Origin of the sequence: Photobacterium sanguinicancri, assembly GCF_002265265.1 — a bacterium.
Classification (GTDB): Bacteria; Pseudomonadota; Gammaproteobacteria; order Enterobacterales; family Vibrionaceae; genus Photobacterium; species Photobacterium sanguinicancri.
Genome location: NZ_NOIF01000108.1, coordinates 1 through 16,603, shown reverse-complemented (window position 1 = coordinate 16,603; position 16,603 = coordinate 1). Strand labels below are relative to the sequence as shown.

Sequence of the window (16,603 nt, the reverse complement as noted above, 5' to 3'; positions counted from 1 at the left end):
ACCTCGAGCTTCACAAGGCTTTTTGTCTTGAGCGTCATATGTGTTTAAGTGACAGGAGTAAACAAGAAATAATATTTATTTAATGTGTGCATTGAACAACCCACAAAAAAAGTAAAGGATTAAGTGAAGGCAGATTGCTCTGGGTAAATACTCACACTAGAATAAGCAGAAATCTAACATCTTAGTTATTGTAATAGTACGGCTACAAAAAAAGCACCCTATTGGGTGCCTTATTATTTTTTACTATCCCTAGTTTTGCACTAAGCAATCTTCAGCTTTAGAAATCTAAATCACCATACTCTGGGCTATCATAACGCGATCGTACTGGACGACGCTTCTTCTTTTTAGATTGTGAATCTAAGTCGATAAATTCATTATCGCCATCAAATTTACACTTAGACTTTGAGCCTTTAGAAAATTTTTGATCTAGCTTAGCCATTTTCGTTTCCTGAAAACATCCAGAGTAATTAAAGGTTAAATTGAAGATTCACAAAATACGTCAGTTTGTTTTGCGTATTATTGCCGCCTTCAATAGCATCATAATTGTCGAATATGACAGAAATACTAAACTGCCAGTAGTTTACTCAAAAAAGTACAAGAACAATAAACAGCAACGGCTATTGATGACTATTATTCTAACTACTCCGACAACTCGAAGGGTAATCTAGCACCACCCATCATGTACAATGAGTAATTTTAGTTTTACCAACAAAAATCACTCATCGAACTTTTCCTTTAAAATACTCGCTTAAACACTCTCGATAACACTGGAAAATGGCACATCAAGCATGCTCGAAATAAGCTCTGTTTTTTCGTTATCTTCACTCCACACAAGGTAAAGTTGCTGCTCCATTACTGGTGCACCGTCAACAAGATGTAGTAGCCCATCTTCAACACTTTGTGCGACAACGGGTGAAGGTAAGTAACCCATACTTGGGTTATTCAGAATATATTCCTGCGCCATTTTACTTGAATGCGTATGCAGAATAGGCGTCTTATCCAATTCAATCACACGACTGTGCTCTACAGAAAATCGTGTACCCCAATCCAAATACACCAAAGGTAAATCTTTAGCATCAGCCAAAGAACAGTTTGGTCTATGGCTTACTAACTGTAATTGGAATTCACGGACTTTCTTTACTTGCATGCTTTCAATACGTGGCGGCTCACATGTTAATGAGATATCAACGCTTTTATCAAAAAGGCGTTTCGCCATACTTTGACGAGGCACAGATTCAAGACGTAAAGCCAAGCCTGGTATTGCCGCGTAGATGCGGTTTATCCACTCAGAAATGCCGTCAAATTCCCAAAACATAGGCGATGCACCCACTGAGATTTGTGAATTTAAGCTGTCGGTTAACGCCACATCCTGTTTTGCCCTACCCCATGTTTGCAAAATTGCTTCTGCATAGGGCTGTAAACGCTCTCCAGCCGGCGTTAAATGCACGTTACCACGCTGGCGAGAAAATAAAGGATTGCCTAACTGACTCTCTAATTGACGGATACGGAAACTCACAGCGGACTGCGTTAGATACAAATTATCTGCCGCACGACCAAAGTGACGTGTTTTTGTAACCTCAAGAAATGTTTTAAGTAATTCGGTATCCACGAGCCAAATCTCATCAAAAATAAAGAAGGGAGTTTAATACGCGATAGTACACGTTAGTGTAGCAAAAGCACGATGAATATTTTTAATCGTAATCACAAAAATTCTTTGATTTACAACTTCACTTCTCTCGACGAATATCTGCGAAAAATCAGCATCAGGAACTGAATTAATGAGAAGTGAAGGTAAATTTTACGACGATAAAAATTTCCCACGCGGCTTTAATCGCTCAGGTGTTTTCACAATTTCTGAATCCACCCTGCTAGAGAATTATGGCCGAACAATGTCCCGTCTGTACTCAGGCGAAATCGAACCAATGAGTGAAATTGAACGTCAATTTGTCGCTGAAACAAGTGGCCAACTGAATGTTCAATCTGATTTTGCAAAATGTTGGGTGAAATACCTTAATCGTACCTGCAATAAAGTGAAAAGTTACACCTTATGCTCATCGGTACGTAAGCAGCAGGGCCAGTCATTCGATGATGATTCTGGCGGGGACGACCTCGATTATTAATTCAAGTTACTGATTCAGTAACCTCACTATTTCTTTACGACCAGCCACCCTGCAATCATATCTAGGGTGGCTGGTTGCTTTTTGGGCCTCTAAAAGGCCTTCTATATTCGGTAATTTGCTATGAAAATTTGTTTTGTTATGTACCCGTGGGATCGTGTTGAACCAGAAAATGACTCAACACTTCGCCTAATACATGAAGCCGCAGCTCGTGGTCACACGGTTGCTATTACAACGCCTAATAACCTTACAATGCGCGACAGCATGGCTATCGCTTTTTGTAATGTATTAAAGAACAAAGAAGTCTCTAGCAATATTCCAAGTTTTTATAAAAAAGCTGAATTTACAAAAGCACAACTGCCACTAGCTGGTTTTGACGTTATCTTCATGCGTGCAAACCCGCCACTAGACACGATGGCATTGAACTTCTTGGACTCAGTACGTGATGACACTTTCATCATGAACGATATTGATGGCCTACGTGTAGCAAACAACAAGCTATACACCGCATCACTACCTGATCCACAAAACGAATTTATTCCAGTGACTCACGTGTCTAAAAACCGCGAGTATCTAGAGCGTGTATTAGACGAAAACACTAACGATCGCATGATCCTTAAGCCTCTTAATGGCTACGGCGGTAAAGGTGTAATCCTTGTAGAGAAAAGCGCGAAATCAAGCGTGAAATCACTACTGGACTTCTACATTGGTGACGACCAGAACTATGTAATTCTACAAGATTACATCGAAGGCGCAGAACTAGGTGACGTTCGCATCATGATGCTAAACGGCGAACCTATTGGTGCTATGCGCCGTGTTCCAGCGCAAGGTGATGTACGTTCTAACATCCACGCAGGTGGTAAAGAAGTTAAGCACGTATTAACCAAGCAAGAACTGCGTCTTTGTAAGCACATCGGCCCTAAATTAGTGCGCGATGGCCTTTACTTTGTTGGCCTTGATGTTATCAACGGCAAACTGGTTGAAGTAAACGTACTAAGCCCTGGCGGCATTACACGTATTAACCGCCTGAACCGCACTAAGTTACAACGTGATGTTTTAGATTTCGTTGAAAGCGTTGTTGTAGCAAAAGAAGTGAGCATTACACGGAAGAACGAGTTCCGTAAGGTTATCGCCGATGCTACAGCTTACTGAGCAGGAGGTGCTGGATAAGATCCAGCACCTAGTTCCATTCGAAGCGCAACTTAATGACGGTAGCTTAACGATTCGCATTAGCGAATATCAGCCATACATTGCGACAGCTATTCACCATGGTCATCGCTTTCGTACCGAGTTAATGAGCAAGTGTGAATTAACCGAAGAAGAACGTTACTACGAAGAAGACCCTTTTACGGGTGACTTTATCTCTTCGTTACCGATCATTTTGCAAGGTGAAGATTCTCGTTACGAGTACGATCTTAACCGTTCAAATGATCAATGCATTTATGACCAAGCTTGGGGGAAAGACGTTTGGTCTACCCCACTGACAGATGCAGAAAAAGCAGTGTCACTTGATAAGCATGCAAAATATTATCGTATTTTGAAATGCCTTATTGAAGCGCTAGAGAATAAGTTTGGTCTTTGCTTAATTTATGATGTGCATTCATACAATTATCAGCGTATCGAAAATGAAACGCCAACCTTCAATTTAGGTACGCAGCAGATCAATAAAAAGCTGTGGCGTAAAGATATTGATGAATGTTTAAATCAACTTAACAGCGTTGAATTGCCAAATATTGTTGTTTCGGCAAAAGAAAATGATGTATTCAAAGGCATGGGTTACCAAGCTAGCTTTGTTAAACAGCATTTTAAAAAGACGTTAATTTTACCGATCGAAGTGAAGAAAATTTTCATGAACGAAGTTGGTGGCGAGAGCTTCCCACTTGTTATTGAAAAAATGAAAGAAGCAATGAAAACCGTTGTAACGGAACATGCTGCCTTCACTCTGCGTCGTAAGACCAAAGTTAAGCGCCTAACAAGCAGTACAATTCTGGCTTCTAAACTGCCAAGAGAAGTACTAAAACTGGATCGTCAGCTATATTCTATTGCTCGTGGTGTTAATACATTAAGTTACATTAACCCAACGAACTTAAAGCAAGAGAAACGTCGATTCTTACATAAGCCGTTTACGTACCAACCTACGTTTACGTATCGCCAACTGGATCTTGATCCATACAAGTTCCGTGAGCAGCTATATCGCTTGCCCGTTGAAGATATTCGTGATGCTGACATTCAAAAAATGTACCGCAAAACGATTGATCAACTTGCTGTGCGTATCGATTTGCTAACGAGCATTGGTACTGATGAGTTTTTGTATAACTCATTACGTTACTATGGGCAACCAGATGACCGCGATATCGCCAACGCGAAGTTCATTCTTCATGCTTGTGAATATCAAGAAAAAGAGCCAGCAACACTTAACGCAAATGATGCCATTGCAGCTTTTAAAGCGGCAGCAGCGGATTACGGCCTAAAGTGTAACGTGGTGAGCTCTAAAACCCTGATTGCAAGGGCGATGGTTAGCGGTCGTAGCATTAAAGTAAACGTAAATAGTACTTTTACAGAGCGTGATTTAGATGCCCTGATTCAACACGAATTAGGCGTACACTTAGTCACCAGCGTAAATGCGGATAACCAACCGTTAAAAGTGCTTAAACTAGGTTTGCCTGGTAACACCCATACGCAAGAAGGTTTAGCGATACTTTGTGAGCACCTTTCAGGTAGCTTCCCATTGCATCGTTTAAAAACGCTAGCATTACGTGTTATCGCAGTTGATAAGATGGTTAACGGTGAAAGCTTTGGTGATACGTTCCAAGCATTAAAGCTAGATTATAAATTGTCTGATGACGATGCATTCACAATAACAGCACGCGTATACCGTGGCGGTGGCTTTACTAAAGACTTCCTCTACTTACGTGGCTTAAAAGATGCGTTGCACTGTTATCATGAGCAAGATCTAACATCACTGTTTGTCGGCAAAACAGGCTTCGAATTTAAGCCGTTGATAGAAGAGCTGATTGCTCGTGACATCTTGCAAAAACCAGCCTACATGCCAAAAGCATTAACGCTAGAAACAAAGCCAGATCCTGTGATGGACTTCTTATTGAACTCTATCCGTTAACGGTGAATATCGGCAATCTCTAGCCGTTATATCCGACAAAAAGAAAAGGCGAACTATCGCCTTTTCTTTTCATCCCCTTTAGTTATCTCTTCAATATCTATCAAATCACTCGTTTTAGTACTGAAACGCCATAAATACGCGATAGTGCCCCAAAGTATTAGCAACCTCGACTCGAAATATATATCAATAAAATCATAGCTTTAACTCGATCATTAGATTTAACATCATCATCAAATAAAAAATCACACTTAAAAGCTTGTTAAATAGCTTTACGCATAGATAATATCATCTAAATACCTGTAATCGTATTTGAGCCATTAGGCCCTGTTTCAAATATTTATTTTATCAAATGTAGGTGTAATGAAAGTACCCAAGCGATTATTGCCATTAGTTGAAGATGGTTTAGTAGATGAAGTGTTAACTCAGCTAATGAGTGGTAAAGAAGCTTCTGTCTACATAGTGCATAGTCAAGATAAGATCTGCTGCGCCAAAGTGTATAAAGAAATTGAACAACGTAGCTTTAAACAAGCTGTAACCTACCGCGAAGGTAGAAAAGTTCGTAATAGTCGCAGAGCACGTGCGATGGAAAAAGGCTCGAAATTCGGGCGTGACGAACAAGAAAAAGTATGGCAACGCGCTGAAGTAGATGCTTTGTATGCACTCTCTGATGCTGATGTACGCGTACCAACGCCGTATGGCTGTTTCCATGGTGTGTTGCTGATGGAGTTGATGACAACCGAAGACGGAAGTGTCGCTCCACGCTTGAACGACATCACGCTAACAAAAGAGCAAGCATTAAGAGATCATGACCTTATCATTAAGTATGTGACACGCATGCTGTGTGTCGGTATCGTGCATGGTGATTTATCCGAATTTAACGTACTTGTTGATGAGTCAGGTCCAATCATTATCGACCTGCCTCAAGCTGTTGATGCATCGGCCAATAACAACGCGAAATGGATGCTAGAGCGTGATGTTGCCAACATGACGAATTATTACGGTCAATACGCTCCAGAACTGCTTGAAACACAATTTGCTAAAGAAATGTGGGCATTGTACGAAGCTGGCGACCTGACGCCAACCACTGAACTGACTGGGCATTTTGAGTACAGCGATGAAGATGCTGATATTGATGGCTTAATGGCAGAGATTAATGCCGTTATGGAAGAAGCCGCGTTACGTAAAGAACGCCTTCAAGAAGAAAATGAATTAGACTAACAGACCTTAGATTTACATCCTCAGTTACTCAGTGCTGTGGGATAAATAGGTAACATGCCACCGAGCGCGTGGCATGTTGCTGCACAAATCACGTCTAAATCAATAGCAATTCAAGCGCCATTAAAACTATTGTACACCTACAAATTGCACCGCCAACAGCAACCGCTCCGACATTAGGCAATAATCTAATTACATTCAGGAAACGTTGCTGAATATAAACTTATATTCGGTCAAAATAGCCCTTCATTAACTCTTGTGATTTTTGAGAAACACGTCACAATAGCGCGAAAATTTCGTCTATTGTTCGCTAGCTTTGCGTCAGTAAATGAATAACACCAATTAAAGTCACACTTCCCCTATTACACACCATCAAGCGGCATTCCTGATCGTGGTGATAAAGTGGAAAGCCGTTTTCAAAAACTGTTATTTTGATGTCATTAGATGTTACACCTCTCTTTACATGCTCTGTGATTTTTCGCATGCATAGCATAACGCTTGCTTTCATATGACATCGTCAACATTTTATCTCATTACATTTAAGCTCGAACACATACCATGTTAAATAAAAAACTGATTATTGCTAGTTTGATCGGACTCGTCCTTACTGGTTGTAACGACAACTCAAATTCAACCACTGAGAACACGCTGACATACGCCTATGCAAAAGCAAATGGTACGCAATACCAAGGCACTGTTGAAGCAGTAAAAGACAACAAAAATATTTCTGATAACGTCGAAGTATTTAAAGGGATCAAGTACGCGGAAGCTCCGCGCTTCTCAAACGCTGAACTTTATACACCAGAGAACACACAGCAGACATCTGCTACAGAATTTGGCATGCAATGCCCACAAGGCAGTGTTGCGCGTTATGACGCGACGAAAATGTCTGAAGATTGCTTGTACTTAAATATCTGGCGTCCAACCCAAGATCATCAACAAGCCGCTATGCCGGTTTATGTTTTCATTCACGGTGGTTCATTTGAAACGGGGTCTGGCTCTAACGCAATCAATCACGGTGATGCTATCGTGGCAAACGGCGTCAAAAGCGGCAATCCCTTTATCGCTGTCACGCTAAACTACCGACTTGGTATCTTCGGATCGTTTTACCAAAACGATGACGAGAGCGGAAACTATGGCATCAAGGATCAGCGCACCGCGCTTAAATGGATTAAAAACAACATTGCTGATTTCGGCGGTGATCCAGATAATGTAACCCTCTTTGGTGAAGGTGCTGGCGCAATGGCTGTTGGTATCCACCAGCTAAACCCTATTGATGCTGAAACAAACGAAAAACTATTCCATCGTGCGATCATGCAAAGCAACCCTTATGGCATTCCTTATAAAACAAAAGACTCAGCTGAAAATTTAGCGACGTCTCTTGAAGGATTCAAGGATAAGACGTTTGGTGGGTCAGAAGCGGTATCGGTTGATTGGTCAAACTTATCGACTACAGATATTTTGAAAGTTGGTGCGCATGCCAGAAGTCCACTGATTTTAGCTAACAGCCTAGTCAACCCACTGTACATGCAACCTTATGGTGCAGGAGTGTTGCCTTTTGCACCATACAAAGAGACTCGAGGCTGGCCTTATAAATCACCAAAAGACAGCGTTGTTACAAAACAGCCTGCTGATGCGGATTTCAAAGTACCGACTGTGTTAAGTTTTAACAACGATGAAGCCAACACATTTTTGGGCTATATCGAACCATTGTTTATGGTCGATTACGATTTAGTTATTCCAATTGATTTAGGTGATGGCAATACCGTTAATTTGAAGCTTAATTTCAAGTCAGACACTTACCCGCTACTTGTTAATGTCATATTTGGTGCAGATCAACTCATCAAAAATGCTATTGACAGCCAATTCCCAGAGCAAGCAGATGCACTGAAAGTCGCTTGGGAAGGCTTAAAGTTCGCAAAGGGACTTAGTCCAAAAGCCGATCAATTGTTGGCTATCCCTCATTACCAAATGGACAAAAATGAGAGTGGCGAGATCATCGGTAAAGAAACCGTAAAACGCGCGCGTATGATGGCTAACGATGTGCTGTTTACTTGCCCTAACCGCAAAGTTGCACAACACAATGAATCGCGTCTTTATCACTATAATTACAAGTCTGATTTAACCTTCAGACCGATTGATGCCTCTTTCTTGTTGTCGATTTCATGTACAAGTGGTGTGTGCCAAGGGGACGAGTTACCTTTTGTATTCAACAAAAACTTAAACATTCGCTCTATGAAAGCAAACGCAAGCGAGCGCGATGCCTTAATGATGGACACTGTGTCTCGTGAATGGTTTAAACCAACCATGTTCGACCAATCAAATACCATCAAGGCACAAGATACAGTTTGGACAATTGATCAAAATGGCTTTAATCCTGTATCAGATTGGGACAGTACCATTAATGCTATCCCAAATGATGACGGTACCTTAAGCCAGCAAGGCCGTTGTGATTATTTAGAGCAGGCTGGACTCATCAAGTTCTAAGCATACTCTAAACTGACCTGAGCACTTCCTGAAACTCATCAAACAGGAAGTGCTCAATTCACCGCTTCGTTTAGAAAAAACATTCCACACCACCGCATAAAACCCACCTTATTCATTTATCCTTGTGCTTTTTGATAAAAACATCACAATAGACGAAACTTTTTCAATTGTGGCACGGTCATACTGTGGTTATAACTGATTGTATTTCTAATATTTAATGATTTGATATAACACCGCATCGCTGATTAATATAAGGCTAAAATGACCCCCACGCTTGTTCGACACTCCTCACCACAGATAGCTAAAGTTGCTTTAGTGCTTGTTTGGGTGGTAATAACGCTTTGCCTAAGTCAGCGTTCAGGGTGGGTTTCATCGTGTCCAAATGCAGCACAGTATTCCGAGCAACACCCTGCGCATTCGCCTGCTCAGAAAACGACATTGCATAAATTTATTCAAGAAACAGCAACAAAAACATCGGATGCAAATTCCTTAGTCGAATCGAGCCCTATCACGCAAAAACAGTGTGATATGAGCGATCACCTGCTTCAGATTCACGGGCAATCCCTCGAATTAGGCTTGCTTTACCTTCCCTTCATTTTCATTCTGTTAAGCTTGTTATGTACTGGCCATTCTTTTGTGCCTGCACTAACAGAGCCAATACCGTCCACTCAGAGACGCCATTTAACCTTCTGTGTATTTAGAGAATAAACACATCGAATCATCCAGATTTAATTTTTTGTGTTTATTGGAGTTATACCGTTGAAAAAAGCTATTACATCTCAAAATACGCTGTTAACCATGTTTGCAGCATTACTTTTCAGCTTGTTTGCATTTAATGCCCAAGCGAAAGACTACACCACGGGCTGGTTAACCAACCCGATGCACCCACCTGTGCAAGTACGTTTCATGCTGACTGGCCAGACCGATGAAGCAGCCAAAACTGTTGAAGGCTTGCTAGAGGTTGATCTTGAAGGTGACTGGAAGACCTACTGGCGGTCACCGGGCGAAGGTGGTGTTGCACCCAAAATTGATTGGGAAATGTCTAACAACATCAGTGATCTTGAATGGCATTGGCCAATGCCAAAACGCTATGAATTTTTAGGCGTCGAGACTTTAGGCTACAAGCATAAAGTCGTCTTCCCTATGACAGTCACTGTTGATGATTTTAGCAAACCAGTATTTCTATCTGGTAAGTTAACCATGTCATCTTGCACCAGCATTTGTGTACTGACTGACTATGAAGTCGTCATGGACTTCATTCCAAATCAACTCACACCTTCAACCGACGCGATGCACTTATACAACCAAGGTATGAGTAACGTACCTGCTGACAGTGCAAACGTTAGTATTGACCAGACAAGTTGGAACAACGACAAACAAGAGCTGTCAGTTCTGATTAGTAATACTCAGGCTTGGTCTAAACCAGACGTCTTTGTCGACAGCAGCGATATAGCACTAGAGAACGTGTCATTCAGTTCACCAAGTATAACCAAAGATAACCAGCAGTTAATTGCAACGTTTAAAGTCAGCAGTTGGTTTGGTAAACCAGACTTAACCAATAAAACGTTAAATGTGACAGTGACTGATGCAGACATGGCCGTTGAAGAACAAGCCGTTGCCGCGACATTGCCGATTACAACACAAGTTGGTTCAAGCATTTGGCAAACCATCGCTTTTGCGCTGATTGGTGGTCTTATCCTTAATATTATGCCTTGTGTACTACCTGTACTCGGTATGAAATTAAGCAGTATTATCGCAACAGATGGCATGGAACGTCGTCAAATTCGTACCCAGTTCATAGCATCTGCGGCGGGTATTTTAGTTTCGTTCTGGCTATTGGCTGGTTTCTTAACGGCATTAAAAGTATCTGGACAAGCACTGGGTTGGGGCATCCAATTCCAAAGCCCTTACTTTATCGGTGCCATGATCATCATAACAGGTGCATTTGCCGCTAACATGCTTGGTCTTTTTGAGATTAGCCTATCCAGTAACACCAATACTTGGTTAGCCACCCGTGGTGATAACTCCCACCTTGGTCACTTTGTTCAAGGTATGTTTGCGACCTTACTTGCAACGCCTTGTAGTGCGCCATTCTTAGGCACTGCCGTTGCTTATGCGCTTGGCGCTGACATTGTAACCTTGTTTGCCATCTTCACCGCGCTGGCGATTGGCATGGCAGCACCATGGTTGTTAATCGCCCTATTCCCTCAGCTTGCGTCTAAGTTACCTAAACCGGGAAATTGGATGAACGGCGTTAAAACCTTATTTGGTTTAATGATGTTAGCCACCAGCCTATGGCTGCTCAGCTTAATGACCAGCTTTGTGAGTACGGGCACTGTAGTTGGTTTCGCCGTTACCTCGCTTATCCTTTTATTGTGGCGTCTAGGCCAAGTAAAAGGCCGTAAGAGCGTTGTCATTACCCTTGCTGTTATCTTACTAGGTGGAGCAAGCAGTCTATTTATCGGTAGTCTAACGGCTGATAAATGGTCAACACCATTGCCTGCCGATCATGTTTGGCAGCCGCTAAAAAGTGAAGAGATAAGCCAAGCTGTGGCACAAGGAAAGACTGTCTTTGTTGACGTTACTGCAGATTGGTGTATTACCTGTAAAGCCAACAAAATTGGTGTAATGCTACAGAACCCTGTGTACGACAAGCTTGACCAAGACAACATTGTGTTGATGCGTGGCGACTGGACGACACCGTCTGACTATGTCACTGGATTCTTACAATCTTACGGACGCTTCGGTGTGCCTTTTAACATTGTTTATGGTCCTAATGCACCAGAAGGTATCGCATTACCCGTTATTCTGACGAGTGCCGATGTCATGGGGGCTATTACTGAAGCCGAAGGCAAAAGCACTTCGAACAATAAGGGCTAAGCGTATGCCAGAAAATACGAACGCTAAGAAATCGCAGGCGAAAGAATCAAAAGCGACTCAAGGCTCAAGGGTTAAAAAGTGGGCCAAAGAAGGCTTAACCCTGCTGCTTATTATGCTGGTTGTAAGCACGGCGATGGATTGGTGGCGTAACCAATCTATTCCACAAAATACGCTGGCACCCAAGGTATATACCGCCATCAACGGTGAGCAATACGATCCTGTATCACTCAGCTATGAGAAGCCGGTTTTACTGTATTTTTGGACGACATGGTGTGGCGTCTGTAAATTTGTGAGCCCAACTGTCGATTGGATGAATGGTGATTACACTGTCATTTCAGTTGCGATGACATCAGGTGAGAACGATAGGCTGAATGCCTACATGAATTACCATGAGTATGACTTTCCTGTCGTGAATGACCAATCCGGACAGCTAGGCCGTACTTGGGGCATTTCAGCAACACCGACAATCATGATTCTTCGCGATGGTAAAATAGCCTCTGCCACCACAGGTATTTCCACCCCACCCGGCATTTTGGCTCGAATGATGTTAGCCAAATAAACGGCGCTTCGTTCAAATCCATATTGATAACAAATCAGTAGTGGCAATATAGCAATAAACAAAAACACCCTTGAGCCTAGCATCTCAAGGGTGTTTTTTTAGCTTTCTAGAACGTGGTTAGACGTATTTAATGAGTCACGCTTAGCGGAATTTGTAATCGCTATGGCAAGCTTTACAGTTTTTAGCTGCAACACCAAAAGCTTTCTTCGTCGCTCGCTCATCACCTTGAGATGCAACTTGCGCAAGTTGAGTCAGATCAGTTTGAAACTTGTTTAGCTTAACGGTAAAGCCGTCCCAATCATTCCAAATTTCAGGCTTAGCTTTGGTGTCACCTTTATCAGACCCATCAACACTGAACGCCTCTCCTGGCATCAAGGCGAGAGTCGAAATATATTGTGCTCGTTTGCTGAATACTTCTTGATTCCAGTCTTTACGACCTTTTACCATATCCGCCATATCACCAAAGTTTGCCGCAATCATAGAGAATGCTGCTTGGCGATAATGAATGGCGTCTTCAGGCTTTTCAAAAGGAGATGCTGACACACTGGTTGCTAGCAGCGTAAGGCTAGCCATCATCATTTTTACTTTCATCGCTTCTTCCATGTTTTTATAGTTAAACGAGCCATATTCAACTCGATGAAGTGATCTTATCAAGCCTCTCAATTTAGTAAACGGTTTTTACATGAAACTTACATTGATTTACAACTAAACACCGAAAGGTTCACATTGTGGTTTGTCACTTGATACTCTGAACTTAGTTACACAGTTCGTCTTAATCAAAAACTGAGATCGTACGACGATTGTCCGTTAGTTTGCTTCTCAAACAGCATACTTAGCTAAAGGCTATAAACTTCGCTAAAAGCAATAAAACCATTACAATGCCACCCGTTATTATCTTTTGATGCAGGCTCTTCCCTTGAAACTCAGTAAGCGATTAAGAAAAATTGAACAAATGGTCACATCTGATTACAGCCATATTTGGGACTGCTGCTGTGATCATGGTTTCTTGGGCGCGGCTTTACTGTCTCGACAAGCGGCAAAGAATATTCATTTTGTCGATATTGTGCCTGAACTCATGTCTGAATTAGAAAGTAAGCTACAACGCTTCTATTCTAATTCAGAATCACATTGGTACACCCACTGCCTCGATGTTGCAGCGCTACCTTTACTACAACATGAGGGAAAACAGCTCATTATTATCGCTGGAGTCGGTGGTGATTTGATGATCCAGTTCATTGAAGCTATTCATCAAAGACATCCAAAGTTATGTGTCGACTTTCTACTATGCCCAGTTCATCATCAATTTGCCCTACGCCAGAAACTGAACGAGCTAAATTTCAGTCTACAAGATGAAGTACTGGTTGAAGACAACCAACGCTTTTATGAAGCCATTCTTGTCTCATCTGCACCCGATGAAAACGCGCCTATTACACTTGTTGGCGATAAGATTTGGCAATCAAATTCAGACAAGCAAACTGACATAAACAAAAAGTACCTGACAAAAACGCTCGACCATTATCAGCGAATTCAGCAAGGCAATACCAGTGATGTCAGCCACATCATTGATGCTTATCGTGCCATAACGCTTTAATTCCGTGCATTTGTAGCGGATGACAAGAAACTATAGCGGCGTTATCGATCACTTCATTTACTAATTGCGATAAAATAAAATAACTATAAAAACATAGAGCAAAGTCATGCACGGAACGTTAAGTAAAATGAAGTCGAGCTTGTGCCCTGAAAGCAGCACAGTCGACTACCAACTCCCAGTGGGCGAATCCCTACTCGCTTTAAACCCATTAATCGGTAAACCACTAAAAATGACCTTCACAGGTAATATATTCTGTGATGCTTGTGGAAAGAAAACTAAGAAGAGTTACTCGCAAGGCCACTGTTTTCCTTGTATGAAGAAACTTGCGCGCTGCGACATGTGTATTATGAAGCCAGAAACCTGCCACTACGATGCAGGTACATGCCGTGAACCAGAATGGGGGGATAGCTTCTGCATGGTGCCGCATTATGTCTACTTATCGAATACGTCTGGTTTAAAAGTCGGCATCACTCGTCATACTCAGCTTCCTACTCGCTGGATTGATCAAGGTGCAACCCAGGCCTTGCCTATCTTTAAGGTAAAAACACGTAAACTGTCGGGACTTGTCGAAATTGCATTAGCCCAACTTGTTGCCGATAAAACCAATTGGCGCGCAATGTTAAAAGGCGATAATAAAGACATTGATCTAGTGGCAGAAGCAAAGCGTTTGATCCCAGAGATTGAAGCGAAACTTGAAGAACTGACAGGGACCTTCGGCAGCGATGCTATTGAACGCTTAGATGAAGACCTGGTTAACATTAGTTACCCTGTCACTCAACATCCAACCAAAATCAGCTCGCATAACTTCGATAAAGAACCTGTAGTAGAAGGCACCTTGCTGGGCATTAAAGGTCAGTACTTAATGTTTGATACTGGTGTGATCAACATCCGTAAATTCACTAGCTACGAAATTACCATCGACGCTTAATCAGATAAGTTATCTATCGCGGCTTTACTTAAGCCGCTTTATTTAAGCTGTTCAATTGAGAAGGCACAAACATGAAAGGTGAAGTGCAGAACGCAGAGGCCTGCGCTGACTAAATACCTGCACTTCACAGGGGGGAGGTTTACGAGCAATATTTACCTAGAATCACTCGCAATATGATTAAAGAAAAGGTCAAGACATTGAGAGTGAAAGCTTCATTTGATGAGCTACTTTATCAACTTTACCAAGGCCAATAATAACCTGAAGACCATTTTTACCCAGTGGAACAACACCCGCAGCACCTAGCGCTAACAAAGCTTTTCTATCGGCTAAATCGGAATCTTTAACCGTCAAGCGTAAACGTGTAATACAGTTATCGACCTCTATGATATTTTGCTTACCACCGATAGCTTCAATATAACTCACTGTTAGACCTTCAATATCTTCTTCCTGCTCTGTTTCATTCATATCTTCACCACGACCCGGTGTTTTAAGATCGAATTTAACAATCGCAAATTTAAATACGCTGTAGTAAAGCCCAAAGAATACAATGCCTTGTGGAATCAACATGTACCACTTCGTTGCTAATGGATTCTGACTAGAGAGCACAAAGTCTACGAAACCTGCCGAAAAACCAAAACCCGCCATCCATTCCATACTTGCAGCAATGTACAGCGAGATCCCCGTTAGCACGGCATGAATCAGATAGAGTACAGGGGCAAGAAACATGAAGCTAAACTCTAATGGTTCTGTGATACCCGTAAAAAACGACGCCATCGCAGCAGCTAACATGATTGAGAATACTTTATTCTTGTTTACGGCGTCAGAACACTGGTACATCGCTAAGGCCGCGCCAGGTAGGCCAAACATCATGATAGGGAAGAAACCTGCCTGATACATGCCTGTTTGACCCGGAATACCAGTTCCATTTGCTATGGATTGTGCACCGCCCAAGAAATTAGGTATATCGTTAATACCCACCACATCAAACCAAAAGACTGGGTATAACGCGTGGTGCATACCCACAGTCAGCATTAGGCGGTTAAAGAAACCAAACAGCCCTGCACCAACAGCGCCAAGGCCTTGTAACTGAGTGCCAAAAATAATTAATGCATCATACACAACAGGCCAAACATACATGAAAACAAAAGCCAATATCATGCCCGCGATTGACGTTAAGATAGGAACTAATCGCTTACCACTGAAGAAGGCCAACGCTTTAGGTAGCTCAACACCAGAGTAACGGTTATAGATCTCGGCAGACACGATACCCACCAAAATACCAATAAACTGGTTGTTAATTTTATCGAATGCAGCGGGAACAGAATCCGCACCAACACCCAAGAGTTGCGCGACATTTCCTGGTGATAGTAAGGTCGTTAATACCATAAAACAGATGAAACCAGCTAATGCAGCTGAACCGTTTTTATCTTTACTTAAACCAAAAGAGACCCCGATAGCAAAGAGGACTGCCATGTTATCTATAATCGCAGAACCAGACTTAATCAAGAAAGCGGCAAGTACACTTTCAGCCCCCCAACCAACAGGGTCGATCCAGTAACCTATCCCCATCAGTATTGCCGCGGCGGGTAGCGTCGCGACAGGCACCATCAGTGCCTTACCTACCTTTTGCATATAACCCAATATATTCATTTTTGAACCCCAGATTTATAGATGTATCTTATAAACATGTCCGAGCCCACCAGAAGGA

13 protein-coding genes are annotated in these 16,603 nt (G+C 42.1%); 9 read left to right on the top strand and 4 right to left on the bottom strand.

Features of this window, described 5'->3' with window-relative positions:
- Window positions 1–277 precede the first annotated feature (277 nt).
- Window positions 278–439, bottom strand: a complete 162-nt coding sequence (locus ASV53_RS25510) for a hypothetical protein (protein ID WP_164488545.1) — start codon at window positions 437–439, stop codon at window positions 278–280.
- A 309-nt stretch (window positions 440–748) separates the two neighbouring features.
- On the bottom strand, window positions 749–1,609 hold the full coding sequence (hdfR, locus tag ASV53_RS15535; RefSeq protein WP_094957738.1) for an HTH-type transcriptional regulator HdfR: 861 nt from the start codon (window positions 1,607–1,609) through the stop codon (window positions 749–751).
- A gap of 169 nt (window positions 1,610–1,778) precedes the next feature.
- Here hdfR and ASV53_RS15530 point away from each other — a divergent pair, with 169 nt between their 5' ends.
- From ASV53_RS15530 to ASV53_RS15500, 7 genes are all read left to right on the top strand, one after another.
- The gene (locus tag ASV53_RS15530; RefSeq protein ID WP_094957737.1) at window positions 1,779–2,120 is read left to right on the top strand and encodes a MaoP family protein; all 342 of its coding nucleotides are present in this window, start codon (window positions 1,779–1,781) and stop codon (window positions 2,118–2,120) included.
- Window positions 2,121–2,240: 120 nt separating this feature from the next.
- Window positions 2,241–3,269 (top strand): glutathione synthase, encoded by a 1,029-nt coding sequence (gshB, locus tag ASV53_RS15525; RefSeq protein WP_062689215.1) that lies wholly within the window; start codon window positions 2,241–2,243, stop codon window positions 3,267–3,269.
- The gene (locus ASV53_RS15520) at window positions 3,253–5,235 is read left to right on the top strand and encodes a flavohemoglobin expression-modulating QEGLA motif protein (protein ID WP_094957736.1); all 1,983 of its coding nucleotides are present in this window, start codon (window positions 3,253–3,255) and stop codon (window positions 5,233–5,235) included. The genes gshB and ASV53_RS15520 overlap by 17 nt, the downstream gene beginning before the upstream one ends.
- 360 nt (window positions 5,236–5,595) lie before the next feature.
- A complete protein-coding gene (locus ASV53_RS15515) occupies window positions 5,596–6,453 on the top strand; it encodes a PA4780 family RIO1-like protein kinase (protein ID WP_094957735.1) in 858 nt (285 codons plus the stop codon).
- 555 nt (window positions 6,454–7,008) lie between these two features.
- The gene (locus tag ASV53_RS15510; RefSeq protein ID WP_094957734.1) at window positions 7,009–8,937 is read left to right on the top strand and encodes a carboxylesterase family protein; all 1,929 of its coding nucleotides are present in this window, start codon (window positions 7,009–7,011) and stop codon (window positions 8,935–8,937) included.
- A gap of 759 nt (window positions 8,938–9,696) precedes the next feature.
- Window positions 9,697–11,817, top strand: a complete 2,121-nt coding sequence (locus ASV53_RS15505) for a protein-disulfide reductase DsbD family protein (RefSeq protein ID WP_439126489.1) — start codon at window positions 9,697–9,699, stop codon at window positions 11,815–11,817.
- A gap of 4 nt (window positions 11,818–11,821) precedes the next feature.
- The gene (locus ASV53_RS15500; RefSeq protein ID WP_094957733.1) at window positions 11,822–12,376 is read left to right on the top strand and encodes a protein disulfide oxidoreductase; all 555 of its coding nucleotides are present in this window, start codon (window positions 11,822–11,824) and stop codon (window positions 12,374–12,376) included.
- Window positions 12,377–12,517: 141 nt separating this feature from the next.
- On the opposite strand, the gene ASV53_RS15495 is transcribed toward ASV53_RS15500, so the two are convergent.
- Window positions 12,518–12,967, bottom strand: coding sequence for a c-type cytochrome (locus ASV53_RS15495; protein WP_062689303.1), 450 nt, complete (start codon window positions 12,965–12,967; stop codon window positions 12,518–12,520).
- Between the two features lie 325 nt (window positions 12,968–13,292).
- Here ASV53_RS15495 and ASV53_RS15490 point away from each other — a divergent pair, with 325 nt between their 5' ends.
- Both ASV53_RS15490 and ASV53_RS15485 read left to right on the top strand, forming a co-directional pair.
- Complete coding sequence (locus tag ASV53_RS15490; RefSeq protein WP_062689203.1) at window positions 13,293–13,967, top strand: tRNA (adenine(22)-N(1))-methyltransferase; 675 nt, start codon at window positions 13,293–13,295, stop codon at window positions 13,965–13,967.
- Between the two features lie 106 nt (window positions 13,968–14,073).
- The gene (locus ASV53_RS15485; protein WP_094957732.1) at window positions 14,074–14,895 is read left to right on the top strand and encodes a DUF2797 domain-containing protein; all 822 of its coding nucleotides are present in this window, start codon (window positions 14,074–14,076) and stop codon (window positions 14,893–14,895) included.
- A gap of 189 nt (window positions 14,896–15,084) precedes the next feature.
- Here the strand turns inward: ASV53_RS15485 and nagE are convergent, their stop codons facing one another.
- Window positions 15,085–16,545: an N-acetylglucosamine-specific PTS transporter subunit IIBC gene (gene nagE / locus ASV53_RS15480; protein WP_094957731.1), complete on the bottom strand. Its 1,461-nt coding sequence runs from the start codon at window positions 16,543–16,545 to the stop codon at window positions 15,085–15,087.
- Window positions 16,546–16,603 lie beyond the last annotated feature (58 nt).

Bases quoted from the DNA above. Each gene is read 5' to 3' on its own strand.
- ASV53_RS25510 (WP_164488545.1), bottom strand. From the start codon at position 439: ATGGCTAAGCTAGATCAAAAATTTTCTAAAGGCTCAAAGTCTAAGTGT.
- ASV53_RS15530 (WP_094957737.1), top strand. From the start codon at position 1,779: ATGAGAAGTGAAGGTAAATTTTACGACGATAAAAATTTCCCACGCGGC.
- gshB (WP_062689215.1), top strand. From the start codon at position 2,241: ATGAAAATTTGTTTTGTTATGTACCCGTGGGATCGTGTTGAACCAGAA.
- ASV53_RS15520 (WP_094957736.1), top strand. From the start codon at position 3,253: ATGCTACAGCTTACTGAGCAGGAGGTGCTGGATAAGATCCAGCACCTA.
- ASV53_RS15515 (WP_094957735.1), top strand. From the start codon at position 5,596: ATGAAAGTACCCAAGCGATTATTGCCATTAGTTGAAGATGGTTTAGTA.
- ASV53_RS15510 (WP_094957734.1), top strand. From the start codon at position 7,009: ATGTTAAATAAAAAACTGATTATTGCTAGTTTGATCGGACTCGTCCTT.
- ASV53_RS15500 (WP_094957733.1), top strand. From the start codon at position 11,822: ATGCCAGAAAATACGAACGCTAAGAAATCGCAGGCGAAAGAATCAAAA.
- ASV53_RS15495 (WP_062689303.1), bottom strand. From the start codon at position 12,967: ATGAAAGTAAAAATGATGATGGCTAGCCTTACGCTGCTAGCAACCAGT.
- ASV53_RS15485 (WP_094957732.1), top strand. From the start codon at position 14,074: ATGCACGGAACGTTAAGTAAAATGAAGTCGAGCTTGTGCCCTGAAAGC.
- nagE (WP_094957731.1), bottom strand. From the start codon at position 16,545: ATGAATATATTGGGTTATATGCAAAAGGTAGGTAAGGCACTGATGGTG.